Raw genomic sequence first — 25,980 nt, forward strand, 5'->3', positions numbered from 1 at the left:
GCGCATGTCGCTCGCCGACTGCGCTGTGCTGCCGGAGCCGACGTTGATACCGCCTGGTAACCGCTGTGACATGCAGCCATGGCAGCGGATTCGCAGCTGTTTTGGTACCGCTCCTCAATGACGGTCGGCAAGGCGCTGGCATGCGCTACCATGGGTCGATGAACGTTAAATCGTGTCTTGTAGTGTTCCTGCTCGGTGCCTGTGCATCGCTTTCGGCCCAAGGGGTTTCGCCCGCCACCACGCGTGAGGTCGATCAGCTTTTCAAGGTCCTTGCGCAATCCAACTGCGAGTTTTCGCGCAATGGGTCGTGGTACGCGGCGCCCAAAGCCAGTGAACACTTGCAGCGCAAGTACGACTACTTACAGAAGAAGGGGCTGGTGACGTCTACCGAATCCTTCATCGAGCTTGCTGCCACCAAGAGCAGCATGTCGGGCACGCCGTATCAGGTGCGTTGCGGCAACCTTGCGCCGGTATCCAGCCAATCCTGGTTCACTGGCAAGCTGCGGGAGCTGCGCAAGTAATCGGCAGGCGTCGGAACCACAGCATCCGCCTTGCAGCGTTGCCTGAGGCGCTGGCAACTGCTGCTGGACAGCTTCTGTGGACCGGCCGGCCGAAAGCGGTGGTTGCACTATCGGCCCTGGAAAACCCGGCGTCAGCTCCAGCGATCAGGCAAGATCACGCGTGGTGCTATCGCGCGCCAAAGATGCGCTGATGTAAATCAGGCAACGCGCAGCCTCTGCGCTGCCTCAGCGCTGCCATCGCGCTCATCGGCCACAAACGCACTCACTGCATCTTCCAGCTGCGCGGCATGGTCGCCCATGGCGCGTGCGGCGGCGCTGGCGTCCTGCATGCGGGTGACGCCGTCGCGCATGTCGGCGTCTACGCCGGCGAGGGTGTGATGCACCTGCGCGATGCTGCCGGCTTCCTGTTGCGAGGCGACGGCGATCCTGCTGAGCGTGCTGCTGACCTGGCCGATGGTGGCGACGATGTGCTGCATGCCTTCGCCGGCGCGGCGCACCTGCTGCACGCCGGCCTGCATATGCGTGACCGATTCGCCGATCAGCGTCTTGATCTGGCTGGCGGCGGTGGACGAGCGCAATGCCAGCGCGCGCACCTCGCCCGCAACCACGGCAAAGCCGCGGCCTTCTTCGCCGGCGCGTGCGGCTTCGACGGCGGCATTCAGGGCCAGGATATTGGTCTGGAAGGCGATGCCGTCGATGACCGAGACGATGTCCTGGATGCGGCGCGAGGCCTGTTCCATCTGCTGCATGGTGCCCATCGCCTGGTGCATGGTGTCGCCGCCGCTGCGTGCGGCCTCGGATGCGGCGGCGGTGAGCTTGTCGGCGTCGGCTGCCTGCGCGGTGTGCTCCTGCATGGTGCCGAGCACGGCCTGCATCTGGGTGGCGGTGCGGCCCAGGGTGGCCGACTGCCGCTGCACCTGCTGCTCCAATGCATCGTTGCGGGTCAGGATGTGGCCGGCGGCGTGATTAATCGCGGTGCTGGAGCTGCGGATCTGCGTGATGATGCGCGCCAGCTCGTCGGCGGTGGCATTGGCGTCGCGCTTCATCTGCTCGAACACGCCTTCGCAGTGGCGGTCGATACGCTGGGTCAGATCGCCACGCGACATCGCCGCCAGCATGCGACGCATGTCCTGCAGGCTGTCGTCGGTGATGGCCAGGAACTGGTTGACGCCCTCGGCCAGCTGGCCGAGTGTGCCGCTCCTAGCATTTCCCTGCAGACGGGCACCGAGCTCGCCACGCGCAGCCTGGGCAATGACCGTGGCCAGTTGCTCTTCCAGCGCCAGGTCCTGGGTGCGGTCCTGCCACTCCACCACCACGCCCAGCGAGGCGCCGTCGTCATCGCGGACCGGGGTGATGTTTTCCTGCAGCTGCAACGCCGCCAGCGCGCGCGTTTTGCTGCTGCCTGCGTCATGCCCCAGCTGCACCGCATCGGCCAGTGCGGTGTGCAGCACGTGCGCATCGACCTGCGTGCTCAGTTGCTGGAACGACTGATTGCGATAGATGGCAGCGCCCTGCCCGTCGACGATGGCCACCGCCATTGCCGATGCATCCAGCGCCAGGCGGATACGGCGATTTTCCAGTAGCAGCTGCTGCTGTTGGGCGATGCGCTCTTCCACCTGCACGCTCATGCGCACCAGCGCCTGCGCCAGCGAGCCGCTGCGGAAGGGCTGCTGCAGGATGGCCGGCGGCAAGGTGGCGCCGGTGGCCAGGGTGTCGGCCAGTTCGGCCAGCGCTTCGGCCTCGTGGTCGAGGGCATCGACCTGGCGGCGCAGCTGGATGGCCATCACGCAGACGAAGGCGGTTTCGACGATCACGTAGCCGGCATGCAGCACCACGATGCCGAAGCCGCTGCCGACGGTGAACGCCTGCACCGGCATGCCGCGCGATTGCAGCCAGTAGAACGCCAGGTGATGCACGGCGATGGCGCCTGCGGCGACCACCACCGGCAGCCAGTCGCGGTAGTACAGCAGCAGCGCCAGGATCACGAACACGCCAAAGTGCATTTCCACCAGGCCATGCGCCTGCTGGATGGTGGCCGCGACCAGGGCCATCAGCACCAGCGCGTTGGTGATGCGGGTCAGGCGCGTGCCGGGGTTGGCCTGCACTTGCCAGGCCATCAGCAACAGGCTGGGCAGCGTAACCGCCAGAAACGTGGTCCATTGGCCCTGGTACCAGGCCAGGCCCAGCGAGCCGACGCTCTGCAGCACGGCCAGCCATAGAAACAGCCGGTCGGCCTTGATCGCCAGGCGGGTGGCGTAGGTGGAGGTCGGCGGCGCCGATGCGGACAGTTCCATCATGACAGCGACTCCACGGCACAGGGACAAGGGGACACCAGCGCGGCACCCGGGGTGCGCGCCAGGACATCGGGTAACCAGCGCGACCAATCCGCCGTGCCGGCGGTGCCGCACACGGCGCCGCCGTCTGCGGGGCCGGCGTAGCGCGGTTGGCCGTCGGCACCGAGCAGCCACACGGCATAGCCGCTGCCACGCAGCGCGGGGGTGTCGAGCATGCGCACCTGGCCGCCACGCGAACGTACCGCGCTGCTGAGCACGGCCCAGGCGCGATCGGCGGCCGGGTCGGTGCAGGCGCAGGCACCTGCGACGCCGATCAGCATCGGCGCCCGCTGCGCGGCCGGCAGGCTGGCCTGGACCTGCGCCCATGCACTGGCGACGTCGGTGGCTTGCGCACGTGGCGTGGTCCAGGCCACGGCGATCCAGCCGCACCACAGCGCGAGCAGGGCAGCGCCCAGGGTGCGTCGCGTTGAGGCGGACAGGGTGCCGAAGACGGGCATGGCGCAGCGGATTCGCGAGGTAAGGTGAGCCCCTTATCGGGTGCCGGTGCAGACGCTTGAGCCGGCTTGCGATTGAAATTAGCGATGGCAGCGATAGCACGCGCCAGGCCCGTTACGCCGCAAGGGTTTGCGGGCGATGCGTGGCGTGGCTGTGCTGGCAGTCGTTTATCCGGCGCGGGATTTTGTGAGCACGCGTTCACAGATCGACGGTGGGGCTGCTGCATGCATGGCAGGCCGTGGTGGCTGTGATGTCGTCACTCTGGATTCGGGTCCAGGTGCCAGGGCGTGCCCTCGACAGCGGCGATGCATGGCGAGTCCGCCACTGAGCCGCCTACGCTTCCGGGCCCGAGTATCGATGCCTCAACAACGCACATCTAGCAGACGCGGAAATCCATCCACCGCTGCGCCTAGTGCAAGCGCTTAGGCGATCCTCCAACGCGTCGAGGCGCCCACCCGGAAGTCAGCGCTGTCAGCTCGCTTGCCGATACTGCAGAGCGACGCTTACGCCAGCGCTTCGTCGGCATCCAGCGCAACCGCCGGCTGCTGGGCATGATCGAAGCGTTCGCGTGCGGAGCGGATGGCCGCATGGTTTTCGCCTGCCCAGTTGAGCAGCTGCGAGATCGGGCCGAGCAGCGCCACGCCGAGCTTGGACAAGGCATATTCCACGCTGGGCGGCTTGGTCGCGTAGACCTTGCGGGTGATCATGCCGTTGCGCTCGAGGTTGCGCAGGGTCTGGGTCAGCATGCGCTTGGAGATGTCCGGCACGGCGCGCTGGATGGCGCTGAAGCGGGAGGGGCCGGGGATCAGCGTCAGCAGGATCAGCATGGTCCATTTGTCGCCGATCTGATCGAGCACGTCGCGCACCGGGCACTTGGTGGCGTCGAACGGCATACCTTGCAGGGACGGCGGCGGCGGAAACAGAGCAATCGCGTTCACTGGGATATCTCACGGTAACCAGGGGGTGGAAAACTGCCTCCTTGCGGAGGTTCGAACGGCCCTGACAATAGGTGCGCGGACCAAGAGTCTAGATAGTAGACCACACCTCTTATCAATACCTACTGGAGTTCACCATGGCACACACCTCCCCCCTGATCCTCGTCACCGGCGCCAGCGGGCAGCTGGGCGCATTGGTGGTCGACGCATTGCTGGCGCGTGTCCCGGCCGCTCGGATCGTAGCAACGGCCCGCGATACTGCGTCACTCGCGCAGTTCGCAAAACGCGACATCACCGTGCGTCGCGCCGACTACGCGGACCCGCAGAGCCTGGATCAGGCCTTCGCAGGTGTGGGCCGGGTGCTGCTGGTGTCGTCCAATGCGGTGGGCGAACGCGTGCCGCAGCACCGCAACGTGATCGAAGCCGCCAAGCGTGCCGGCGTGGAGTTACTGGCCTATACGAGCGTGCTGCATGCCGATACCAGCACGCTGGCACTGGCACCCGAGCATGTGGCCACCGAGGCGATGCTGCGCGAGAGCGGCGTGCCGCACGTACTGCTGCGCAATGGCTGGTACACCGAGAACTACACCGGCTCGATCGCGGCCGAGGTGGCGCATGGCGCGGTGATCGGCAGCGCCGGCGAGGGCAGGATCAGTGCGGCCACGCGCGCCGACTATGCCGAGGCCGCCGCAGCGGTGCTGGCCGCCGACACGCCGCAGGCCGGCAAGGTCTACGAACTTGCCGGCGATACGGCCTTCACGATGGCCGAGTATGCCGCCGAGGTGGCGCAGCAGTCGGGCAAGCCGGTGGCCTATCACGACCTGCCCGAAGCCGACTACGCGGCGGCCTTGGTGCAGATCGGCCTGCCGGCTGCATTCGCACAGGTGTTGGCGCAGTGCTCGGCGTCCTCGCGCGGCGGCAGCCTGTTCGACGACAGCCACACGCTGAGCCAGCTGATCGGCCGCCCGACCACCCCGCTGCGCGATGCGGTGGCGGCGGCCTTGCAGGCGACGCCGGCTGGCTGAGCCGAGCCCTGGCACGGTGTTGCGCGACACCGTGCAGCCGCACCGGCCTGGCGCTACGCCACGCGGTGCGTGATCCGGCAAAGGCGGGCGATGACCCCGCCTTTGCCATGTTTCTGAGTCATCGTCCCTTGCCCACGCGTTGGCGACGACGACAGCACGCCATGGCCGTGCCAAGCACGCGCTTCGGCCTTTGCGTCGGCAGCTGCTCCTTGCGTCACCATCTGCCCATGGCACCGCAGGTCCGATGGCCGGCAGCAGCAACCAAAGCGTCACATCCGCGCCTGATGCCGCGCCGCTCGCCGCTAGGCCGGCCTTCTGCACGTCGCACAACTGACACGCGCCAGACACGCAGCTGACACAGCGTTGCGTTGTGCGGGGCCGCCGGTGTCACCAAACTGACATCAAATCTAAATATAACTGCACGCATTGCCGCACCGTCAGGACGACCGGGCGCCTGGTGGGCGTGCCGGCGCCGTGTTCGCCGCCCGCGAGGCAGCGCCGGCCTGACGCTGCCGCCGACCCGTTTCCCTTGCACGAGCCGGACCAATGAAAAAACGCAATCTCGCCACCGTCCTGTGCGCCCTCAGCGCGACCGCCAGCGGCAGCACGCTGGCCGCCGAGCTGGAGCTGTACGTCGACCGCAAGACCAAGCAGATCTTCGCCGAGCCGGCCCCGGGCCGCGACAAGCTGGGCAAGTTCGTGCAGGTGGACGAGAACGGCAAGCTGCCGGCGTCGGCGATGCCGGCCGCACCGGCACTGCCGCCCGCCCCTGCGGCGCCGGTGCCTGCCGACACCGCCATCGCCCAGGCCGCACCTGCACCCGTACCGGCTGCGGCACCGGCCAAGGCTGGCGAGGCCGGCAAGAAGTGGTACGACAAGCTGAGCCTGCGCGGCTACACGCAGATCCGCTACAACCAGGGCATCGGCGGCGACGCGCAGGATCTGCGCGCACCCGGCGACCGCTTTATCGGCAACGACCAGAGCCTGGGCATCCGGCGTGCGCGCCTGGTGCTGAGCGGCGATCTCAATGAGCACGTGTCGCTGTACTTCCAGCCGGATTTTGCGAGCACGCCGACCGGTTCGACCACCTCCAACTTCGCGCAGCTGCGCGATGCGTATGCCGACATCTACTTCGACAAGAAGCGCGAGTACCGCGTGCGCGTGGGCCAGTCGAAGATGCCGTACGGCTGGGAGAACCTGCAGTCCAGCCAGAACCGTCTCACCCTGGACCGCGCTGACGCGCTCAACTCCGGCCTGCGCGACGAACGCGATATCGGTGCGGTGTTCTACTACAGCCCCACCGTGGCCAAGGGCCGCTTCCAGGACCTGGTCAAGTCGGGCTTGAAGGGCTCGGGCGACTACGGCGTGATCGGTGCCGGCGTGTACAACGGCCAGGGCGCCAACCGCGCCGAGCGCAACGACAGCATGCATGCGGTGGTGCACGCCACCTACCCGTTCAAGTTCGCCAACGGCCAGTACCTGGAAGTGGGTGCCGATGCCTACAGCGGCCGCTTCGTGCCGACCGCGGCGGCAGTCAACATCGGTGGCCGCAGCTTCACCCCGGCCATCACCGACCCGAACGGCTACACCGACCAACGCGTGGCCGCGCACATCATCTACTACCCGCAGCCGTTCGGCCTGCAGGCCGAGTGGACGGTGGGCCGCGGCCCGGAGCTGGATGTCGCACAGCGGCGCATCCGCACCCGCTCGCTGAGCGGCGGCTACGTGCAGGCGATGTACAAGCACGATGGCAGCTACGGTACCTTGCTGCCGTACCTGAAGTGGCAGACCTACCGCGGCGGCTCCAAGTTCGACACCAATGCACCGCGCATGCGCCTGGACGAGGTGGAAGCCGGCGTCGAGTGGCAGCCGATGGATGCGCTGGAACTGGTGTTCGCCTATTCGAAGATGAAGCGCACCGACGTCACCACCGCGCCGTATCCGGTGGTGGAAGGCGACTTGCTGCGGCTGCAGTTGCAGGTCAATTACTGAGCCCTGCACCGTGATGGAAGACCAACAAGCCCCCCGCATGCGGGGCTTGTTGGTGGTTGCGTCGCGAGCCGTGGTGGCGACGTGCGCCGGCACGATGGCGCTAGCCGCGGCCCTGTTGCTTCGGCCGCCGACCCAGCGCCAGCACCGGCGCGCTAGCGGGCTGCCAGTTCTGCGCGAATGATGTCCGCGCCTGCGCTGAGGGCCTTGAGCTTGCCTCTTGCAACGTCACGGGCCAGAGGCGCCATTCCGCAGTTGGTGGACGGGTAGAGCTTGTCGGCATCGACGAAGCGCAAAGCCTTGCGCAGCGTAGCGGCCACTTCTTCCGGCGTTTCGATCGTATTGCTCGCCACGTCGATGGCCCCGACCATCACCTTCTTGCCGCGCACCAGTTCGATCAGGTCGATCGGCACGTGCGAGTTGTGGCACTCCAGCGAGATGATGTCGAGCGTGGATGTCTGCAGCTTGGGAAACGACTCTTCGTACTGACGCCACTCCGACCCCAGGGTCTGCTTCCAGTCGGTATTGGCCTTGATGCCGTAGCCGTAGCAGATGTGGACGGCGGTCTCGCACTTGAGCCCTTCGACCGCACGCTCGAGGGTGGCAACACCCCAGTCGTTGACCTCGTCGAAGAAGACATTGAAGGCCGGCTCGTCGAACTGGATGATGTCCACGCCGGCCGCTTCAAGCTCCCTGGCTTCCTGGTTGAGGATGACGGCAAATTCCCACGCCAGCTTTTCGCGGCTTTTGTAGTGCGCGTCGAAGAGGGTGTCGATCATCGTCATGGGTCCAGGCAACGCCCATTTGATCGGCTGGCGGGTCTGCTCGCGCAGGAACCTGGCATCGTCCACGAACACCGGCCTGGGGCGGCTCACCGCGCCAACGACGGTGGGGACGCTGGCGTCGTAGCGATTGCGGATCCTGACGGTTTCGCGCTTTTCGAAATCGACGCCGCTGAGGTGTTCGATGAAGGTGGTGACGAAATGCTGGCGGGTCTGCTCGCCGTCGCTGACGATATCGATGCCGGCGTGCTGCTGTTCCTGCAGCGACAGGCGCAATGCATCCTGCTTGCCTTCGATCAGTTCCTCGCCCTGCAGCTTCCAGGGCGACCAGAGTTTCTCCGGCTGTGCGAGCCAGGACGGCTTGGGCAGGCTGCCGGCGGTGGAGGTAGGGAGCAGCTTTTTCATGATGAGTGGTGTCTTGCGTTCTTGTTGATCAGACAGCGTGGTGAGAAACCCACTGCGCGAGAATCTTGCCGTAGGGCCTGATGAAGTGCTCCTCGGTGAACTTGCCCTGCGTCACCGCGAGCTGGCTGCGCTCTTCCCGGTCGTAGACGATCTTGGTAGAGGAATAATCCTGGTGCTTCAGGCTCGGCTGGTAGATGGCCCCCGCCGCGGAATTGGCGTTGTAGATTTCCGGGCGGTAAATCTTCTGGAACGTCTCCATGGTGCTGATGGTGCCGATCAGCTCCAGATTGGTGTAGTCGTTGAGCAGATCGCCGAAGAAGTAAAAAGCCAACGGGGCGACACTGTTGGGAGGCATGAAATAGCGCACCTGCAGGCCCATCTTCTCGAAGTAGAGATCGGTCAGGGAAAATTCGTCCTGCCGGTATTCGATGCCGAGCACGGGGTGCCGGTTGCCGGTTTGGTGATAGACCCTGCTGCTGGAGACGCTGATGCAGATGACCGGCGGCTTGGCGAAACGCGCCGTATAGGCGTCCGAGTCCACGAAGTGCTTGAACAGCTTTCCGTGCAGACTGCCGAAATCGTTCGGGATGCTGAAGCCGGATGCGTCCTGATTGTGTGCCGGCAGCAGCACACTGAAATCGTAGTCGCGCACGTAGGAGGAGAAATTGTTCCCTGCGATGCCATCGATGCGCGCGCCGCTCGTCTTGTCGAGGATGCTGGGCTTCAATATCTCGATCAGCGGGAATGCATCGCCACTTTCGTTTTCGCCGATGTTCATCTCGACAGAGATGATGTCCAGCTCCACCGCGTAGCGGTCGCGGGTGGGGTTATCCCAATGCGCCAGGTCGTTGCAGCGGTTGTTGATCATCGCAAGCGTGTTGCGCAGGTTTTCCTGCCGACGCTGCCCCCTGGCCAGGTTGGCAAAGTTCGTCGTGTTGCGCGTGTTGGCCGCGGGACGGTAGTCCTCGTCAAACCGCTGACGTTTGATGCTGAAGGTGAATTCCTGAGTCATTGCAAGCTGACGCCTTGTTTCCGAAATTGATTACGAGCGCAGGTCTCGGCGCAGGGGGGATTCCTGCTGGATGGATGCCGGGACTCTGGATCTGCGGACAGTTGCCAACCGATCCTGTAGCCGGCGAAGGGTGGCGGCCCGCCGCGCAACGGTGGCCGAGTGGCCTCAGGCCGCGGCGACGTTTTCTGCGGCGATGGCACCTGCCTGCCGCGTCAATGCGATCAGCGGCAATGCACGCTGCACCGCCAGCCTGGCCCGCTCGGCCAGGGCCTCGTTATGCACGCGGTAGTCCAGGAAGTCGCGGTCGGTGGCGTAGACGCCCAGCGGCAAGGTGCGTGCCTGGAAGAAGCTGAAAAGTGGCCGCAACTGGTGGTCGATCACCAGCGCATGGCGCTCGCTGCCGCCGGTTGCCGCCAACAGCACCGGGGTGTCGATCAAGGCATCCTGGTGGATGAAGTCGAAGAAGTGCTTGAACAGGCCGGTGTAGGAGCCGCGATAGACCGGCGTGGTCACCACCACCACGTCCGCCTGCTCCACGGCGGCAAGTTCCTGCTCCACCGTTGCCGGCAGCTGCGAGCGCCAGACCGCACCGGCGAACTGTGGCGCCAACGCCCCGAGTTCGACCAGATGTTGCTCGCACGGCACGGCAGCGGCGATCAGCGCCAGCAGGTGCTCGGCCAGGGCGACGGCCTTGGAGGGGCGCTGCAGCCCGCCGGAGACCGCGACGACGCGGAGGGGGTGTGGCACGTTGACAGTCATGCGGGTTGACCTGAAACGACGAACCCCGATGCTAGGGCTCGCATTCAATGAAGTAAAATGGTGTTATTTCAACAATCCATGAATTCGGATCATCTGAATGCTTGAGCGCATCCATCTCACCATCGTCCAGCAAGTCGAGCAGCAAGGCTCGCTGACCGCCGCCGCCGGCGTGCTGAACCTGACCCAGTCGGCGCTGAGCCACAGCATGAAGAAGCTGGAGCAACAGCTGGGCACCGACGTGTGGCTGCGCGAGGGACGCAACCTGCGCCTGACCCAGGCCGGCCAGTACCTGCTGGCGGTGGCCAACCGGGTACTGCCGCAGCTGGACCTGGCCGAGGAGCGCCTGGGCCAGTTCGCGCAGGGCGAACGCGGTGCGCTGCGCATCGGTATGGAGTGCCATCCCTGCTACCAGTGGCTGCTCAAGCTGGTGGCGCCCTATCTGGCCACCTGGCCGGATGTGGATGTGGACGTCAAGCAGAAGTTCCAGTTCGGCGGTATCGGCGCGCTGTTCGGCTACGAGATCGATCTGCTGGTCACGCCCGACCCGCTGTACAAGCCCGGGCTGCGGTTCGAGCCGGTGTTCGACTACGAGCAGGTGCTGGTCGTGGCCAAGGGCCATGCGCTGGCGTCGGCCGCCTACGTCAAGCCCCAGCAGCTCACACGCGAGGTGCTCATCAGCTATCCGGTGGACCTCGAGCGCCTGGACATCTACAGCCAGTTCCTGCTGCCGGCCGGTGTCACGCCCAGGCGCCACAAGGCCATCGAAACCACCGACATCATGATGCAGATGGTGGCCAGTGGCCGCGGCGTGGCCGCCATGCCACGCTGGCTGGTGGAGGAATACGCCGCCAGGATGGACGTGGTGCCGGTGCGGTTGGGTGCGCGCGGCATCGCCAAGCAGATCTTCCTGGGCGCACGCGAGGCCGATATCGCCGTCGACTACCTGCGCGCCTTCATCGAACTGGCCCGCCAGCCTGCCAATGGCACCGCCACGACATCGGGAGCCCACTGATGGATACCACCGCAACCCGCACGCCACTCCCCCTGCCTGCCGGCCACGACAAGGTGTTGCTGCACTCCTGCTGCGCGCCATGCTCCGGCGAGGTGATGGAGGCCATGCTGGCGTCCGGCGTCGACTACACCATCTTCTTCTACAACCCCAACATTCATCCGCGCAAGGAATACGAGCTGCGCAAGGACGAGAACATCCGCTTTGCAGAGCAGTGCGGCGTGCCCTTCGTCGATGCCGACTACGATCGGGACAACTGGTTCGAGCGGGCCCGCGGGATGGAGAACGAACCCGAGCGCGGCGTGCGTTGCACCATGTGCTTCGACATGCGCTTTGAACGCACTGCGCTGTATGCGCACGAGCACGGCTTTCCGGTGATCACCAGCTCCCTGGGCATCTCGCGCTGGAAGAACATGCAGCAGATCAACGACTGCGGCGTGCGCGCTGCGGCCAGGTATCCCGGCCTGATGTACTGGGACTACAACTGGCGCAAGGGCGGCGGTTCCTCGCGCATGGTCGAGATCAGCAAGCGCGAGAACTTCTACCAGCAGGAATACTGCGGCTGCGTCTACTCGCTGCGCGACACCAACCGGCACCGCGTGGAAAGCGGGCGCAATCGCATACAACTGGGCGTGAAATTCTACGGCGATGCGGAACAGGACGATTGAGTGCAGGCGGGTCTTGGGGCGCGGCCGGGATCTCGATGTGCTCTTGGCCCCTGCCCGCTCGATCGGGGCTGACGCAGCGGCGCAGCCAATCACCACGACAGGACGGCAACACCCTTGATCGACCCGGACACGCCCAGCCTCGCCAGCACCATCACCGAGGCCTATTCGCTGGAGGTCAGCGCAAAGCACATTGCCGGGCTGGCTGCAGCGGCGCCCCGGATCACGCGTGGCGCAACCATTGCCATCCCCTACCTGCCCAACCAGGACGACGATGCGCGGCTGGCCGCGGCACGGATGGTGCGCACACTCGGCTTTCAACCGATGCCGCACCTGTCCGCGCGCCGTATCGCCTCGCGCGAGCAGCTGCATGCCTTCGTCAGCCGCGCCGTCGATGACGCCGGCGTCGAGCGATGTTTGGTGATTGCGGGCGATCCGCCTACTCCGCTCGGGCCGTTTCCGGACAGCTTGTCGCTGATCGATACCGGGATCTTTGAGCGCTGCGGCATCCGGACCATCGCCGTGGCGGGGCATCCGGAAGGGCATCCAAGCATGCCTGCAGCCGATCGATGGGAGGTGCTGCAGCGCAAGTGTCGCAGCATCGCCGAGCGCGGCATGGTGCCGCTGATCGTCACCCAGTTCGCGTTCGATGCCGACATCGTGCTGACGTGGTTGCAGGCGCTGCGCGCGCACGGCATTGCACATCCCGTGCGTGTGGGCGTACCCGGTCCTGCCGGCGTGGCGGTGCTCGCACGCTATGCCGCCAGCTGCGGTGTCGGCGCATGCGCATCGATGCTGTCAAAGTACGGCATCTCGCTCGGCAAGCTGTTGGGCACCGCAGGGCCGGATCGTTTTGTGGAACGGCTGGCCACTGGCCTGACTGATGCGCACGGCGAGGTCCGCATGCACTTCTACCCGTTTGGCGGCATCGCGCAGACTGTCGCGTGGGTGGAGCAGTACCGCTCCCGCTCCGCGCGCGTTTAGGCGGACTGAGGCGCGCCGAATTCGGCGCTGCATAGCGACCGCAGACCTGTGCGTTGTGGCAAGCAATGCGTCGTGGACCTCGACATGTCCACGACCTCGATCACAGTCTGTAGTTTTCATTCCTGGCGGTTTGTTTGCCGCGCGTGAGGTGCTGCAGCGCACAGCAGACCTGTCACAAGCGCGCGGTATAACCATCGGCGAATCGCGGCGAGGGGGCGCTGCATCCGATGCCGTTGCCATGCGCGGCGGCATCGCTTCTGCAACGTTCAAGGAGAGATGTCGCCATGCCGAAGCCGTCGCTGTTGTCCTTGCTGTGCACCCTGTCGCTGGTCTCCACGCCGCTTGCCGCGGCCGAGCTGCAACCCAAACAACTGGCTGGCCCACCGGAGGAGTTCGCGCAGATGCGCGCGCCCGATCCGGCCGAGTCGGCGATCCTGTCCAAGAGCGCCTTGCTGCCGGTGGAGTTGACGCCGGCCGGCAAGTCCGCACGCTGGCAAGGCACCTTGCCGGTGGAAAACGGCCATCTGCGTTTCATGGTGCTGGCCGGCGACCAGCCGTGGGAGGCGGCGGTGACTGCACCACGCGTTGCCGGCGCACGTGCCGCTGCTGTTGCACCGCAGTTGCAGGCACAACGCACACTGCTGGGCAGCGCCGAGAGCGGCACTGGCGGCATGCGTTACGCGGTGGAGTCCGCGCAGAACGGCAACTGGGCGCTGACGCTGCAATCGGCGGCACCGGTGGCGCAACGCGGGTATGTGCTGATGGAAGGCGATGCGCGCACGCAGCTGGCCTCGTACCCGCGCCATCGTCGGCAGCAGGTCGGCCAGTCGCTGACGCTCAACGCCTTGCTCAGCGGCAACGATGCAGCCGGCGCGAGCTTGCTGGCCGCGCAGGCGGGGCAGATCGAGACAGCGAGCCTGCGTGTGATCGACCCGCAAGGCGGCATCCGCACGCTGCCGATGGCCGATGACGGACAGCACGACGACGGTGCTGCCGGCGATGGCGTGTATGGCGGCACGTTCCAACCGACGGCCGAAGGCACCTGGATTGCACAGGTGATCGTGCGCGGTCGCGACCAGGCCGGGCAGCCGTTCGTGCGTACCAGCGAGCATGTGTTGCCGGTGCTGGATACCTCCCTGCGTCTGCTCGGCAACGCGCTCAGCGCACGCGCTGCCGACGGCACCCGGCTCAGCATTGCCTTGCCGGTCGCCGCGCGCGGCAAGGCACCATCGCATTACCGCGTGTTTGGCCAGGTCTGGGGCACCGATGCCAAGGGCAAGGACGTGCCGGTGGCATGGATCGGCGGCATGCTGACGCCGCAGCAAGGCCAGCTGCCGTTGAGCCTGGACGAGCGCTGGGTCGCACGTGCCGGCGCACGTGCGCCGTTTACGCTGCGCGGGCTGCGCATCGAGGACCCGGACCATTACATCCCGCTGGTACAGGCCGACACGCTGCCGTTGCAGCTGCCCGCATTGCGCCGCGCCAGCATTGCGCGCTCTGCCGCTGCGATCGACGAAAGCATGCGCATGGGGCCACGTCCGACGACGCTGGCCCGTGCCACTGCGATGGCGCAACCGCAGGCCGCGGGGTCACAACTGGTGCTGGTGCATGGCTATTGCTCCAACGGCGTGTGGCCGCAGGCGCAGTTCACCAATGCGTCCTCGTTCCTTGATGCCAAACAGAACCGCAGCAACGACCAGTTCGCACAGCGGTTGGCGCAGTTCGCCAGTCAGTGGTCCTCGTTCGCGACGGTGGCGCACAGCCAGGGCGGCATGGCCGCGCTGCATCTGTATACCTACTACTGGAGCGGGCTGGATAACGCTACAGGTGGGCGGGTGATGCAGTCGGTCGGCACGCCGTACCAGGGCACCAATCTGTCAGGCATTCTGGCGGCGGTGGGCTCGTGGTTCGGCGTGGGTTGCGGCACCAATACCGACATGACCTACGACGGCGCCAAAGCCTGGCTGGCCGGTATTCCGGCCGATGCGCGTGCCAAGGTCAACTACTACACGACCTCGTTCGCCAAGACCAACTGGTACACCAACGACTACTGCAACGCGGCCTCGGACCTGGTACTGAACGACCCGGAAGATGGCACCGTGGAGCAGGTCAACGCGCAGCTGCCGGGCGGCGTCAATCGCGGCCACACCACCGGGCAATGCCACACCACCGGCATGCGCGACCCGGCGCAGTACCTGGATGCCAGCCGCAATGCAGTGATGAACGCCAACGCCGCGAAGTGATGCGGTTCTAGCAATGTGCAATGCGATGGCCGGCGTCTGCGTCGGCCATCGCAGCGTGCGTGGGAACACGTCGCGTGCCGGCGACTGGCACGACTCCTGCGTTCACATAATTCGATTCCTCCTCCCTTGAAGGTGACGAGGTCCCAACGGGAGCTTGACCCCTTCTCCCGCCGGGAGAAGCTGCCCCAGCAGGAGCGGATGAGGGTACGGGCAAAGCCTCTCAACTCTCACTCTTGTGTGGCTTCGCTCCGTACCCTCTCCCCAACCCCTCTACAGAGGAGAAAGGGGCTTTGGTTGCCTTGAAAGGTGATTGAACGCTGTGGGTGCGTCGGTTTTTAGAGCGGATGATTTGCGGCTTGGTTGCAAGGCCCTTGCCCGCCCACCATCGCGGGACACGCCGCAAGTACGTCCGTGTAGGCTCTTACGCGGCATCCATGCCGCGTAAGGTCCCGCGACGGTGGGCGGGCAAGGACCAGTCGAGATAGTCGGCGTGCAGGGTTTTAAACAAAGATACCGATCAACTCTCTGGTGCGGTGTCCTCGCCGATTGCGGGACCGTGTGGCGGCATGGATGCCGCCACCGAGCCCCCAGGGATGGGTTCACGGCGTGTCCCGCAAGCGGTGAGGGCACCGCGCACTCGACCGACTCAGCTTTTGATTTCGGTACAGCGGTCGAAAGGTTTTACTAGCCACTCCAAGCCGCTTCGGAAGCCCACAGTTCTGCATCCGCGCCTGCAGGAATAAACATCGGCGCGGCCGGATCGGTGGCTGCGCGCCAGATGGCCTGCGCGACATCGATCGACTGCGTTTCGGGGCCGGCGGATGCGCTCATGCGCGCCATCGTCTGTTGCATAAACGTTCCATAGACCTCGTCATCAAGACCGCGAAGACCCGCGCGGGCATTGGCACGAAATTCCGTCTCCCCGCACGAGCCCGGCGAGACGATGCGCACGCGGATACCGAAGTCCTCCAGCTCGGCGGCCAGCGATTCGCTCAGCGCATTCACCGCGGCCTTGGCTGCGCGGTAGGCACCGATCAGTGGGAGGGGTTTGAGCGTTGCGCTCGACGACACGTTGACGATGACCCCGGCGTGGCGCGCACGCATCTGCGGCAAGACCGCCTGGGTTACCGCAAGCGTGCCGAAGGTATTGGTCTCGAACAGATCACGCACCGACTGCAGGCTTGCCAGTTCCAGCGGCGCGGGCGCACCGGAGCCTGCATTGTTGACGAGAACGTCGACCGTGCCGGCCGCAGCGATCGCGGCCTGGATGCTCGCGACATCGGTGACATCGAGCTGCAACACCCTCATTCGTGGCGACGCAGGAAACAGGTCTTCGCGTGGAGTGCGCATGGTGGCGACCACATTCCAGTCGCGCTCTAGGAAGTAATTGGCGGTCGCTAAGCCAAAGCCGGATGAGCAACCAGTGATGAGTACGGTTTGCATGAAGCGCCCTCGGTGATGTTGTGAGGGATGTACGTTAGGCTTCGAATGTCGTACTTTCGATATTCTAAAGTGCTTAATTCATTTGCGAGAGTCCAATGCTGCCCGACCCGCTTACCGAGGTTGTCCTGCTGCTCAGGCCGGCGGCACGGTTTTCCAAGCTCGTCGTGGGCGCCGGTGCGTGGTCGGCACACCGCTCCGATGCGCCAGGCCCGTTTTATTGCGCAGTGATCGAAGGGACGTGCCGTCTGACGCTCGAAGATGGCGAGGCGCGTGTTCTTGAAGCAGGCGACTTCGTGCTGGCACCGGCCATGCTGGCCGTCACGCTCTCCAGCCTGCAGGCGTCGACCGGGCAGGCCCACACGGTGCCGACCAACATGGGCGATGGCACTTTCCGTATCGGCGCGCAGGACGGCCCGACGGATCTTCGCATCGTGATTGGGCATTGCAGCTTCGGCTCGCCCGATGCCGCGCTACTGGTGTCGCTGCTGCCCCGGCTGGTGCATGTGCGCAGCGAGCCGCGACTTACCACGCTGGTGACTCTGGTTGGCGAAGAGGCACGTGCAACCCGGCCCGCACGCGAGGTGGTGCTTGCGCGGCTGTTGGAGGTGCTGTTGATTGAAGCATTACGCTCGCTGACAGCGAGCGACACGACGCCAGGACTGGTGCGCGCGTTATCCGACGCGCGGCTGGCGGCGGCAATGCGTGCACTGCACGGTGCACCGGCGCATGCGTGGACGGTCGATGCATTGGCCAAGGAAGCGGCGCTGTCGAGATCATCGTTCTTTGCGCGCTTCAACCGGGCAATGGGCATGGCGCCGATGGAATATCTGCTGGCATGGCGCATGGCGCTGGCAAAGACGCTTCTGTCAGAACAAGGGCTTGGCGTAGCGCAAGCCGCGCAGCGTGTGGGGTATGGCTCGGCAAGCAGTTTCAGCGTTGCCTTCACCCGCCATACCGGCAGCCCACCATCGCAGTACGCGCGCGAGCGTGCTGCAGCGCCTGCAATGTCTGCAGCCGCTTTGTAACGGCATCAGGTGTGCCAGACCCGAGCGCGCAGTGCCGCCTGCAGCTGCAGTGAGAAACAGCTGTAACTGCAGGCAAGTGCCCTCGCACTGGCGCATCGATGCATGACTACTGTTGCGCTACCGGTGGCGGTTGCGATTGCGCATCGGCGCCGCCGCCGAGCACCTTGTACAAGGTCACCCGGTTGCTCGCTTCGGTCAGCCGCAGGCTGATCAAGGTCTGCTGTGCGCTGTAGAGCGAGCGCTGCGCGTCCAGCGCCACCAGATAACTGTCCACGCCATTGCGGTAGCGCGCATCCGACAGGGTGAAACCGCGTTGTGCCGCATCCACCAGGGCGCGCTGCGCGTCCATGCGTTCGTCCAGCTGGGTGCGCTCGGCCAGCGCGTCGGCCACTTCGCTGAAGGCGGTCTGGATCGCCAGTTCGTATTGGGCGATGGTGATGTCCTTCTGCAGCTTGGCCACATCCAGTTCGGCCTTCAAGGCGCCGGCGCGGAAGATCGGCAGGCTCACGCTGGGCGTGAACGACCAGGTGTGGTCGCCATCGAACAGGCTGGACAAGGCATCGCTGCCGCGCCCGACATTGCCGGTCAGCGAGATGGTGGGGAAGAACGCCGCACGCGCTGCGCCGATGTCGGCGTTGGCGGCCTTGAGCGTGTGCTCGGCCGACAATACGTCCGGGCGCTGCAACAGCACGCGCGATTCCAGCTGCGCCGGCAACGGTGCCAATGCCACGCCGCTCTCGATCGCATCGGCAGCCGGCAACAACGCTGCCGGTACCGACGTGCCCACGACCAGGTTCAGCGCATTGCGCGACTGCGCCAGCTGGGTGGTGAAGCTGGCGACATCGGCGCGCGCGCTTTCCACGCTGGTCTGGATCTGCGCCAGATCCAGCCCGGAGACGATGCCGTTGTCGTGCTGCAATTCGGTCAGGCGCAGCGTCTTGCGCTGGCTCTCCAGGGTTTGCTGGGCAAGTGCCAGCCGCTGCTGATCGGCGGCCACGGTGAGCCAGTCGCTGGCCACCTCGGCCACCAGGCTCAGGCGGGTGCTGCGCTGGGTCTGCTCGCTGGCCAGATAGGTTTCCAGCGCTTCGTTCTTGAGGCTGCGGATGCGCCCGAACAGGTCCAGCTCCCAGCTGCTGATTCCCACCTGCCCGGTGGCGCTGCGGATGATCTGCGGCGCGCCGGTGAAACTGGTCGCGGCCGCAGCACGTTGCGCCGTGTGCGAGACGGTGGCGTCCACCGCGGGAAACAGGTCCGCACGCTGGATGCGGTACTGCGCACGTGCCTGCTCGATATTGAGCACGGCCACACGCAGGTCGCGGTTGTTGTCCAGCGCCAGTGCGACCACCTGTTGCAGGCGCGCATCGACCAGCACCTGCCGCCAGTCCAGCCCAGCCGCAGCGGTAGTGCGGCCATCGGCACTGTCGCCGTGAGGCGGGCTGCCGGTGTCGCCGACCACGCCGGGCACCGGCGCATCCGGGCGCGCATATTGCGGCGCCATGCTGACGCAGCCGCTCAATGCGATGGCACAGGCCGCCGCCAGGCTGAGGGATGTCGTGCGCATCATGGCGTTACCTCGGAGGTGGAAACGACGGGGGAGTGCGCGGCCGCCTTGCCGGGAAACAGGCTGCGCACCATCACGTAGAACAACGGCACGAAGAAAATGCCAAGCACGGTGGAGGCCAGCGTGCCGCCGAGCACGCCGGTGCCCAGCGAATGGCGTCCGCCGGAGCCGGCGCCGCTGTTGATCACCATCGGCAGCACGCCGAGCATGAAGGCCAGCGAGGTCATCAGGATCGGGCGCAGGCGCATGCGTGCGGCGTGCAGGGTGGCCTCGATCAAGGGCTCGCCTTTCTCTTCCAGCTCCTTGGCGAACTCCACGATCAGGATGCCGTTCTTGGCGGCCAGGCCCATCGTTGCCAGCAGGCCGACCTGGAAGTAGATGTCGTTGGACAGCCCGCGCATCCAGGTCGCCAGCAGCGCGCCGACGATGCCCACCGGCACCGCCAGCATCACCGAGATCGGGATCGACCAGCTCTCGTACAACGCGGCCAGGCACAGGAACACGAACACCAGCGACACCGCATACAACATCCAGGTCTGGGTGCCGGCGGCCTGTTCCTGATACGACATGCCCGACCAGGCGTAGCCCACGCCCTTGCCCATGCCGTCCACTTCACCGGCGATCGCGGTCATCGCATCGCCCGAGCTGATGCCGGATGCGGCGCTGCCGGTGATCTCCATCGATTCGCTGCCGTTGAAGCGGGTCAACACCTGCGGCGCATACGCCCAGGCGCTGCTGGCGAACGCCGAGAACGGCACCATGGCAGCGTCGCTGTTGCGCACGTACCAGCGGTCGATATCGCCGGGCAGCATGCGCGCGGACGCTTCGCCCTGCACGTACACGCGCTTGACCCGGTTGTTGTTGAGAAAATCGTTGACGTAGCGCCCACCCATCACCGTGGAGAGCGTGGTGTTGATGTCGGCTGCGGCCACGCCCAGCGCGCCGGCCTTGGCATCGTCGATCTGCACGCGGTAGGTCGGCGCGTCGTCCAGGCCGTTGAAGCGCACCGCCGTCAGGTTCTGATTGCCGTTGGCCAGCTGCAGCAACTGCTTGCGCGCTTCCACCAGCGCCTCGTGGCCGTTGCCGGCGGCATCCTGCAGCTGCAGGGTGAAACCGGAACTGGTGCCCAGCCCGTTGATGGCCGGCGGCGTCAATGCAAACACCTGCGCGTCGGGCAGCGTCATCATCATCGCGCCGGTGATGCGCTGGGCCACCTCCTGCGCCGAACCCTCGCGGTCGGCCCAATCCTTCAGGCGGATAAAGCCCATGCCCGAGTTCTGGCTGCTGCCGGCCAGGCTGAAACCGGAGATGGTCATGATGCCCTGCACTTCCGGCTGCTTGAGGATGAACGCGGTAGCCTGGTCGATCGACTGCTGGGTGCGTTGCTGGGTGGCACCGGCCGGCGCACTGAACATCACCATCAGCATGCCCTGGTCTTCCTCGGGCAGGAACGCGCTGGGCAAGCGCCAGAACAGCAGGCCAAGCACCACCAGCAACAGCGCGTAGACCAGCGAGCCGAGCTTGCGATGGCCGACCACGCGCTCCACGCCACGCCCATAGCGCTCGGTACCGCGATCGAAGCGGGTGTTGAACCAGGTGAAGAAGGTGCCCAGCGCGCCCTTGCGCGAGACATGGCCGCCCTTGTCGATGGGCTTGAGCAAGGTGGCGCACAGCGCCGGACTCAGGGTCAGCGCGACCACCAGCGACAGGATCATCGCCGCGGCAATGGTCACCGAGAACTGCCGATAGATCTCGCCGGTGGCGCCGCCGAAGAAGGCCATCGGCAGGAACACCGCCGTGAGCACCAGCGCGATGCCGACCAGGGCGCCGGTGATCTGGCCCATCGAGGTGTGCGTGGCCTCGCGCGGCGACATGCCCTGCTCGGCCATCAGGCGCTCGACGTTTTCCACCACCACGATGGCATCGTCCACCAGCAGGCCGATCGCCAGCACCATCGCGAACATGGTCAGCGTGTTGATCGAAAAGCCCAGCAGCGACAACACCCCGAAGGTGCCCATCAGCACCACCGGCACCGCAATCACCGGCACCAGCGTGGCACGCCAGTTCTGCAGGAACAGGTACATCACCACGACCACCAGCACGATCGCTTCGATCAGGGTCTTGACCACTTCCTCGATGGAGATGCGCACGAACGGTGTGGTGTCGTAGGCGACCTCGTACTTCAGGCCGGCCGGAAAATACGGCTTGAGCGCATCCAGCTTGGCTTCCACCAGCTTGGCTGCGTCCAGCGCATTGGCACCGGTCGCCAGCTGCAGGCCCATGCCCGAGGCGGCCTTGCCGTTGAACTTGGAACTGGAGCCGTAGGATTCCGAGCCCAGCTCCACCCGCGCGACATCGCGCAGGTAGACCGTGGCGCCGCCGGCATCGGACTTGAGCACGATGTTCTCGAACTGCGCCGGTGTGCGCAGCTTGCTGCGCGAGGTCACCGTGGCATTCAACTGCTGGCCCTGCAGCGCCGGCAATGCACCCAGCGCGCCCGACGAGACATCGGCGTTCTGCGCGGCGATCGCGCTGCTGACATCCGAGGGCATCAATGCGTAGGTGTGCAGTTTCTCCGGATCCAGCCAGACGCGCATCGCGTACTCGGCACCGAACACGTTGACGCTGCCGATGCCGTTGAGGCGGCTGATCGGGTCCTGCAACGAGGACACCATGTAGTCGCCGATGTCGGTGCTGTCCATGCTGCCGTCTTCGGAAGTGAAGGCCAGCACCATGAACATGCTGCCGCTGGCCGACTTGGTCACGGTCACGCCATTGGTCTTGACCTCGTCGGGCAGCAGCGCCTCGCCTTGCGACACCTTGTTCTGCACCTGCACCTGCGCGGTATCCGGGTCGGTGCCGGACTCGAAGGTCAGCGTGAGTTGCGCGGTGCCCGCCGAGCTGCTGCTGGAGGACATGTAAAGCAGATTGTCCAGGCCCGTCATCTGCTGTTCGAGGATCTGGGTGACCGAGTTCTGCACGGTCTCTGCGGAGGCACCGGTATAGGTCGCACTGACCGTGACCGAGGGCGGTGCGATGTCCGGGTATTGCTCCAGCGGCAACGAGAAGATCGAGATCGCGCCGGCCAGCGTGATGACGATGGCGATGACCCAGGCGAAGATGGGGCGGTCGATGAAGAAACGAGCCATGGGATTTCCTCAGTCGGCCTTGGGCGTGGCGCTGGCCGGCGCTGCAGGCGTCGGCGCATCCGCACGCGCAGCGGCAGCGGATGCGCCCGGTGCGGCTGCAGCGGCTGCATTCGGCGCTGCCGCTTTGGTAGCTGTGGTGGCGCTCACCTCGCGCGTCTTCACCGGCATGCCGACCTGGATCTTCTGCAGGCCCTGCACGATCACGCTCTCGCCCGCAGACAGCCCTTCGCTGACCACCCAGCGATCGCCCACCGCATCGCCGGTCTTGAGCACGCGCTGCGCCACCTTGCCATCGGCGCCGACCACCATCGCCACCGCCTCGCCCTTGCTGTTGCGGGTGACGGCCTGTTGCGGCACCAGGATCGCCTGCTCGTTGACCGCCATCGACAGCACCGCCTTGACGTACATGCCGGGCAATAGCAGATGGTCGGGGTTCGGAATCACCGCACGCAGCTTCACCGTGCCGGTGGTGGCGTCCACCGCGGTATCCACCACTTCCAGCGTGCCGGTGCGCGCGTAGGCAGTGCCGTCTTCCAGCAACAGCTTGACCTCGGCCTTGCCATCGGCCGCCTTGAGCTGGCCGGCATCGAGCTTGCGCCGCAGCTGCAGCAGCTGGGCACTGGACTGGCTGACATCCACATAGATCGGATCGAGCTGGTTGATGGTGGTGAGCACATCGGTCTGGTCGGCGGTGACCAGCGCGCCCGGGGTGAAGCTCGAAGTGCCGATACGGCCGCTGATCGGCGCGGTGATGCGGGTGAAATCCAGATTGAGCTTTGCGGTCTGCAACGCCGCCCTGGCCGCGGTGACTGCGGCCTCGTTCTGACGCAAGGTGGCGGTGGCGTCGTCGCCGTCCTGCTGGCTGACCGCATCCAGCTTGACCAGCGTCTGATACCGCTGCGCCTTGGGCCTGGCCGAGAGCACCGCCGCTTCGGCCTGCGCCAGTTCGCCTTGCGCGGACGCATACGCAGCCTGGAACGGCGCCGGCTCGATCTGGTACAGCACCTGCCCGGCCTGCACCTGCTCGCCTTCGGTAAACAGCCGCTTGCGCAGGATGCCGCCCACTTGCGGGCGCACCTGCGCGCTTTGATAGGCCACGGTGCGCCCGGGCAGCGTCTGGTCCAGCGCCAGGCGCTGCACGTCCACGCGTTGCACGCCCACTTCCACTTGCCGCTGCTGCGGCGCTTGCGCAGGCGAACACGCCGCCAGCGCGACGGTGATCATGGCGGCCAGCAGCCACTGACGCGGCACCACGGCAGAACGGGAGGAAGCAACGCAACGCATACGGCGCACTCGGGAGTGATCGGAGGATGCGCACGCTACGCTGCGAATATGGAGCAAATTTGAAGATTTGCATCGGCAGACAGCAGGCGCTTGCTTTCGGGGTTTAATGAAGTCCCAATACGGCTGTGCACGACACGCGCTACACCGGCAGCGGCAGGCGCCGCTGCTGCAACCTGCCGTGACTGCAGCAAGCATCCGTGCCTGACCTCGTTCGCAACAAGGTTGTCCCAGCCTCGATGAAACTCGGAATCACCGCCAAACTCTTCCTTGCCATCCTCAGCGCCTGCATTGCAGTGCTGCTGATCAATGGCCTGGCCGGGCAGCTGTTGCTCAGGAAGCAGTTTCTCGACTATCTCAGCGAGCAGGGCATCGAGCGGATGCTGGAAGTATTGCCGCGCGTGCAGGCCGACTACGCCAAGCACGGCGACTGGAACTTCATCCGCGACAATCCCGACGCCTGGTTCGTGCTGATGCGCCCGGAGCTGCCGCAGAACCTGCCGCCACGCGCACCACCGATCTCCGATCAGACCGGCGCGGTGTTTCGTTTCGCGCTGCTGGATCGCGACTACCGGGTAATCATCGGCAACCCCGATGTCAGCCGCACCGACACGCTGCGCCCGGTGGTGGTAAACGGGCAGACGGTGGGCTGGATGGGCATGCTGCCCTTCGAGAAGGTGCTGACCGCCAACGACGCGCGCTTCTACCAGGCCCAGCAACGTCTGTGGTGGACTATCGGCGCGGCGTCCATCGTGGTGGCCGCGCTGTTCGGCTGGCTGCTGTCGCGCACCTTGCTGCGGCGCGTGCGCAGCCTGACCGCGGCAACCCATCGCCTGGCGGCCGGCGACTACGGCACGCGCCTGGAGGCGCGCATGCGCGATGAGCTCGACCAGCTCGCGCGCGACTTCAACCAGCTGGCGCAGGCACTGGACAACAACGAACGTGCGCGTCGCGATTTCATGGCCGATGTCTCGCACGAGTTGCGCACGCCGCTGGCGGTGCTGCGCGCCGAGCTGGAAGCGCTGCAGGACGGCATCCGGCCGATGACGCGCGACTCGCTGACCTCGTTGCACCAGGAGGTCGGCCAGCTCGGCAAGCTGATCGAGGATCTCTACGACCTGTCGCTCACCGATGTCGGCGCGCTGGCCTACCGGCGCGCGCCGATCGATCTGAGTGTGGTGCTGCAGTCCACGTTGGCCGGCATGCACACGCGCATTGCCGCAGCCGGGCTCACGCTGCAGGCCCACGGCATCACTGCGCCGTTGCGTGTCGACGGCGACGAGCGTCGCCTGCAGCAGCTGCTGTCCAACCTGCTGGAGAACGCCTTGCGCTACACCGATGCCGGCGGCCAGTTGCGGGTGCAGTGCGCACGGCGCGCGCACCTGGTGGAGATCGTGATCGAAGACAGCGCGCCCGGCGTGCCGGCAGACAAGCTCGATCGCCTGTTCGAGCGCTTCTATCGTGTGGAAGGCTCGCGTAATCGCGCCAGCGGCGGCAGCGGGCTGGGCCTGGCGATCTGCCGCAATATCGTCGGCGCGCACGACGGCGAGATCCACGCCACCGCTTCGCCCCTGGGCGGCCTGCGCGTGACGCTGCGGCTGCCGGCCCTGGAGGCATAATGGACGACACCACCACCGCAGCACCGAACGCACACGTGCTCATCGTCGAAGACGAACCGCGCCTGGCCGCGGTGCTGGGCGAGTATCTGCACGCGGCCGGCTATTCGCATCATTGGGTGGCCGATGGTGCGCTGGCGATTACTGCGTTTCGCGCGCAGTCGCCGGATCTGGTCCTGCTGGACCTGATGCTGCCCAATCGCGATGGCATGGAGATCTGCCGCGAGCTGCGCAGCCTCGGCGCGGTGCCGGTGATCATGGTGACCGCGCGCGCCGAAGAGATCGACCGCCTGCTCGGGCTGGAGATCGGTGCCGACGACTACATCTGCAAGCCGTTCAGCCCGCGCGAGGTGATTGCACGGGTGCGCGCGGTGCTGCGCCGCCACCGGCACGATCCCAATGCGGTGCCCACGCATGGATTGCTGATCGATGAGGCCGCCTGCCGCGCCAGCGTGGCCGGGCGCGACCTGGACCTGACCCAGGTCGAGTTCCGCCTGCTGCGCACGCTGTGCGCAGCGCCGGGGCGTGTCTACTCGCGCGAGCAGTTGATGGACCACGTGTATGTGGACCACCGCATCGTCACCGATCGCACCGTGGACAGCCACATCAAGAACCTGCGCCGCAAGCTGGCCGAGGTGGGCGGCGAAGAATGGGTGCGCTCGGTGTACGGCGTGGGCTACCGCTTCGAGTATCTAGCCACCGAAGCGTAATCAATATCCCCCCTCGTAGGAGCGTGCCTGCGCGCGACGCACTCCCGATACTCCAGCAACCACAGGCGCGCGACTCC

The 25,980-nt window shown here is 65.9% G+C and carries 20 protein-coding genes; 10 read left to right on the forward strand and 10 right to left on the reverse strand.

The window, feature by feature from the left end; translation table 11 throughout:
- The first annotated feature begins 158 nt into the window (after window positions 1-158).
- Window positions 159-521, forward strand: coding sequence for a YfeK family protein (locus DYQ94_RS09895; RefSeq protein WP_126965414.1), 363 nt, complete (start codon window positions 159-161; stop codon window positions 519-521).
- Window positions 522-718: 197 nt separating this feature from the next.
- Here DYQ94_RS09895 and DYQ94_RS09900 read toward each other — a convergent pair whose 3' ends face one another.
- The 3 genes from DYQ94_RS09900 to DYQ94_RS09910 form a co-directional block, all read right to left on the reverse strand.
- Entirely contained in the window at window positions 719-2,818 is a 2,100-nt protein-coding gene (locus tag DYQ94_RS09900) for a methyl-accepting chemotaxis protein (protein ID WP_237474917.1), read from the reverse strand.
- The gene (locus DYQ94_RS09905; protein WP_126965415.1) at window positions 2,815-3,312 is read right to left on the reverse strand and encodes a hypothetical protein; all 498 of its coding nucleotides are present in this window, start codon (window positions 3,310-3,312) and stop codon (window positions 2,815-2,817) included. Before DYQ94_RS09905 ends, DYQ94_RS09900 begins: the two co-directional genes overlap by 4 nt.
- A 501-nt stretch (window positions 3,313-3,813) precedes the next feature.
- Window positions 3,814-4,248, reverse strand: a complete 435-nt coding sequence (locus DYQ94_RS09910) for a winged helix-turn-helix transcriptional regulator (RefSeq protein ID WP_046345376.1) — start codon at window positions 4,246-4,248, stop codon at window positions 3,814-3,816.
- Between the two features lie 134 nt (window positions 4,249-4,382).
- Here DYQ94_RS09910 and DYQ94_RS09915 point away from each other — a divergent pair, with 134 nt between their 5' ends.
- The gene (locus tag DYQ94_RS09915; protein ID WP_126965416.1) at window positions 4,383-5,270 is read left to right on the forward strand and encodes an SDR family oxidoreductase; all 888 of its coding nucleotides are present in this window, start codon (window positions 4,383-4,385) and stop codon (window positions 5,268-5,270) included.
- A 546-nt stretch (window positions 5,271-5,816) separates the two neighbouring features.
- Window positions 5,817-7,262, forward strand: a complete 1,446-nt coding sequence (locus tag DYQ94_RS09920) for an OprO/OprP family phosphate-selective porin (protein ID WP_047127880.1) — start codon at window positions 5,817-5,819, stop codon at window positions 7,260-7,262.
- Between the two features lie 152 nt (window positions 7,263-7,414).
- Here DYQ94_RS09920 and DYQ94_RS09925 read toward each other — a convergent pair whose 3' ends face one another.
- The 3 genes from DYQ94_RS09925 to msuE all read right to left on the reverse strand — a co-directional run bounded on the left by DYQ94_RS09925 (window position 7,415) and on the right by msuE (window position 10,217).
- Entirely contained in the window at window positions 7,415-8,446 is a 1,032-nt protein-coding gene (locus DYQ94_RS09925; protein WP_024938832.1) for a methionine synthase, read from the reverse strand.
- A 28-nt stretch (window positions 8,447-8,474) separates the two neighbouring features.
- Window positions 8,475-9,458 (reverse strand): DUF1852 domain-containing protein, encoded by a 984-nt coding sequence (locus DYQ94_RS09930; protein ID WP_160954775.1) that lies wholly within the window; start codon window positions 9,456-9,458, stop codon window positions 8,475-8,477.
- 165 nt (window positions 9,459-9,623) lie between these two features.
- Window positions 9,624-10,217: an FMN reductase gene (gene msuE / locus DYQ94_RS09935; protein ID WP_016904547.1), complete on the reverse strand. Its 594-nt coding sequence runs from the start codon at window positions 10,215-10,217 to the stop codon at window positions 9,624-9,626.
- A 97-nt stretch (window positions 10,218-10,314) separates the two neighbouring features.
- Between msuE and DYQ94_RS09940 the strand changes: the two genes are divergently transcribed.
- The 4 genes from DYQ94_RS09940 (at window position 10,315) to DYQ94_RS09955 (ending at window position 15,118) form a co-directional block, all read left to right on the forward strand.
- On the forward strand, window positions 10,315-11,229 hold the full coding sequence (locus DYQ94_RS09940) for a LysR family transcriptional regulator (RefSeq protein WP_024938835.1): 915 nt from the start codon (window positions 10,315-10,317) through the stop codon (window positions 11,227-11,229).
- On the forward strand, window positions 11,229-11,894 hold the full coding sequence (locus DYQ94_RS09945) for an epoxyqueuosine reductase QueH (protein ID WP_126965418.1): 666 nt from the start codon (window positions 11,229-11,231) through the stop codon (window positions 11,892-11,894). The genes DYQ94_RS09940 and DYQ94_RS09945 overlap by 1 nt, the downstream gene beginning before the upstream one ends.
- A gap of 114 nt (window positions 11,895-12,008) precedes the next feature.
- Window positions 12,009-12,875, forward strand: coding sequence for a methylenetetrahydrofolate reductase (locus tag DYQ94_RS09950; protein WP_160954776.1), 867 nt, complete (start codon window positions 12,009-12,011; stop codon window positions 12,873-12,875).
- A gap of 284 nt (window positions 12,876-13,159) precedes the next feature.
- Entirely contained in the window at window positions 13,160-15,118 is a 1,959-nt protein-coding gene (locus DYQ94_RS09955; RefSeq protein ID WP_160954777.1) for a choice-of-anchor X domain-containing protein, read from the forward strand.
- A gap of 684 nt (window positions 15,119-15,802) precedes the next feature.
- Here the strand turns inward: DYQ94_RS09955 and DYQ94_RS09960 are convergent.
- Window positions 15,803-16,561: an SDR family oxidoreductase gene (locus tag DYQ94_RS09960; protein WP_126965419.1), complete on the reverse strand. Its 759-nt coding sequence runs from the start codon at window positions 16,559-16,561 to the stop codon at window positions 15,803-15,805.
- A gap of 98 nt (window positions 16,562-16,659) precedes the next feature.
- Here DYQ94_RS09960 and DYQ94_RS09965 point away from each other — a divergent pair, with 98 nt between their 5' ends.
- Window positions 16,660-17,586 (forward strand): AraC family transcriptional regulator, encoded by a 927-nt coding sequence (locus DYQ94_RS09965; RefSeq protein WP_126965483.1) that lies wholly within the window; start codon window positions 16,660-16,662, stop codon window positions 17,584-17,586.
- A 106-nt stretch (window positions 17,587-17,692) separates the two neighbouring features.
- Here DYQ94_RS09965 and DYQ94_RS09970 read toward each other — a convergent pair whose 3' ends face one another.
- The 3 genes from DYQ94_RS09970 to DYQ94_RS09980 are packed head-to-tail and all read right to left on the reverse strand — an operon-like array spanning window position 17,693 to window position 23,580.
- Complete coding sequence (locus DYQ94_RS09970) at window positions 17,693-19,147, reverse strand: efflux transporter outer membrane subunit (RefSeq protein ID WP_126965420.1); 1,455 nt, start codon at window positions 19,145-19,147, stop codon at window positions 17,693-17,695.
- Window positions 19,147-22,296, reverse strand: a complete 3,150-nt coding sequence (locus tag DYQ94_RS09975) for an efflux RND transporter permease subunit (protein WP_126965421.1) — start codon at window positions 22,294-22,296, stop codon at window positions 19,147-19,149. The genes DYQ94_RS09970 and DYQ94_RS09975 overlap by 1 nt, the downstream gene beginning before the upstream one ends.
- A 9-nt stretch (window positions 22,297-22,305) precedes the next feature.
- Window positions 22,306-23,580, reverse strand: a complete 1,275-nt coding sequence (locus tag DYQ94_RS09980) for an efflux RND transporter periplasmic adaptor subunit (protein ID WP_160954778.1) — start codon at window positions 23,578-23,580, stop codon at window positions 22,306-22,308.
- A 236-nt stretch (window positions 23,581-23,816) separates the two neighbouring features.
- Here DYQ94_RS09980 and baeS point away from each other — a divergent pair, with 236 nt between their 5' ends.
- Window positions 23,817-25,196, forward strand: coding sequence for a sensor histidine kinase efflux regulator BaeS (gene baeS / locus DYQ94_RS09985; RefSeq protein ID WP_126965423.1), 1,380 nt, complete (start codon window positions 23,817-23,819; stop codon window positions 25,194-25,196).
- Window positions 25,196-25,903 (forward strand): response regulator, encoded by a 708-nt coding sequence (locus tag DYQ94_RS09990; protein ID WP_126965424.1) that lies wholly within the window; start codon window positions 25,196-25,198, stop codon window positions 25,901-25,903. Before baeS ends, DYQ94_RS09990 begins: the two co-directional genes overlap by 1 nt.
- The last annotated feature ends 77 nt before the right edge of the window (window positions 25,904-25,980 follow it).

Origin of the sequence: Xanthomonas sp. LMG 8993 (assembly GCF_009835065.2) — a bacterium.
GTDB classification, from domain to species: domain Bacteria; phylum Pseudomonadota; class Gammaproteobacteria; order Xanthomonadales; family Xanthomonadaceae; genus Xanthomonas; species Xanthomonas arboricola.

Coding starts and splice junctions, on each gene's coding strand:
- DYQ94_RS09920 (WP_047127880.1), top strand. CDS start 5,817: ATGAAAAAACGCAATCTCGCCACCGTCCTGTGCGCCCTCAGCGCGACC.
- DYQ94_RS09975 (WP_126965421.1), bottom strand. CDS start 22,296: ATGGCTCGTTTCTTCATCGACCGCCCCATCTTCGCCTGGGTCATCGCC.
- DYQ94_RS09960 (WP_126965419.1), bottom strand. CDS start 16,561: ATGCAAACCGTACTCATCACTGGTTGCTCATCCGGCTTTGGCTTAGCG.
- DYQ94_RS09930 (WP_160954775.1), bottom strand. CDS start 9,458: ATGACTCAGGAATTCACCTTCAGCATCAAACGTCAGCGGTTTGACGAG.
- baeS (WP_126965423.1), top strand. CDS start 23,817: ATGAAACTCGGAATCACCGCCAAACTCTTCCTTGCCATCCTCAGCGCC.
- DYQ94_RS09915 (WP_126965416.1), top strand. CDS start 4,383: ATGGCACACACCTCCCCCCTGATCCTCGTCACCGGCGCCAGCGGGCAG.
- DYQ94_RS09980 (WP_160954778.1), bottom strand. CDS start 23,580: ATGCGTTGCGTTGCTTCCTCCCGTTCTGCCGTGGTGCCGCGTCAGTGG.
- msuE (WP_016904547.1), bottom strand. CDS start 10,217: ATGACTGTCAACGTGCCACACCCCCTCCGCGTCGTCGCGGTCTCCGGC.
- DYQ94_RS09955 (WP_160954777.1), top strand. CDS start 13,160: ATGCCGAAGCCGTCGCTGTTGTCCTTGCTGTGCACCCTGTCGCTGGTC.
- DYQ94_RS09905 (WP_126965415.1), bottom strand. CDS start 3,312: ATGCCCGTCTTCGGCACCCTGTCCGCCTCAACGCGACGCACCCTGGGC.
- DYQ94_RS09925 (WP_024938832.1), bottom strand. CDS start 8,446: ATGAAAAAGCTGCTCCCTACCTCCACCGCCGGCAGCCTGCCCAAGCCG.
- DYQ94_RS09900 (WP_237474917.1), bottom strand. CDS start 2,818: ATGATGGAACTGTCCGCATCGGCGCCGCCGACCTCCACCTACGCCACC.
- DYQ94_RS09895 (WP_126965414.1), top strand. CDS start 159: ATGAACGTTAAATCGTGTCTTGTAGTGTTCCTGCTCGGTGCCTGTGCA.
- DYQ94_RS09940 (WP_024938835.1), top strand. CDS start 10,315: ATGCTTGAGCGCATCCATCTCACCATCGTCCAGCAAGTCGAGCAGCAA.
- DYQ94_RS09970 (WP_126965420.1), bottom strand. CDS start 19,147: ATGCGCACGACATCCCTCAGCCTGGCGGCGGCCTGTGCCATCGCATTG.
- DYQ94_RS09990 (WP_126965424.1), top strand. CDS start 25,196: ATGGACGACACCACCACCGCAGCACCGAACGCACACGTGCTCATCGTC.
- DYQ94_RS09945 (WP_126965418.1), top strand. CDS start 11,229: ATGGATACCACCGCAACCCGCACGCCACTCCCCCTGCCTGCCGGCCAC.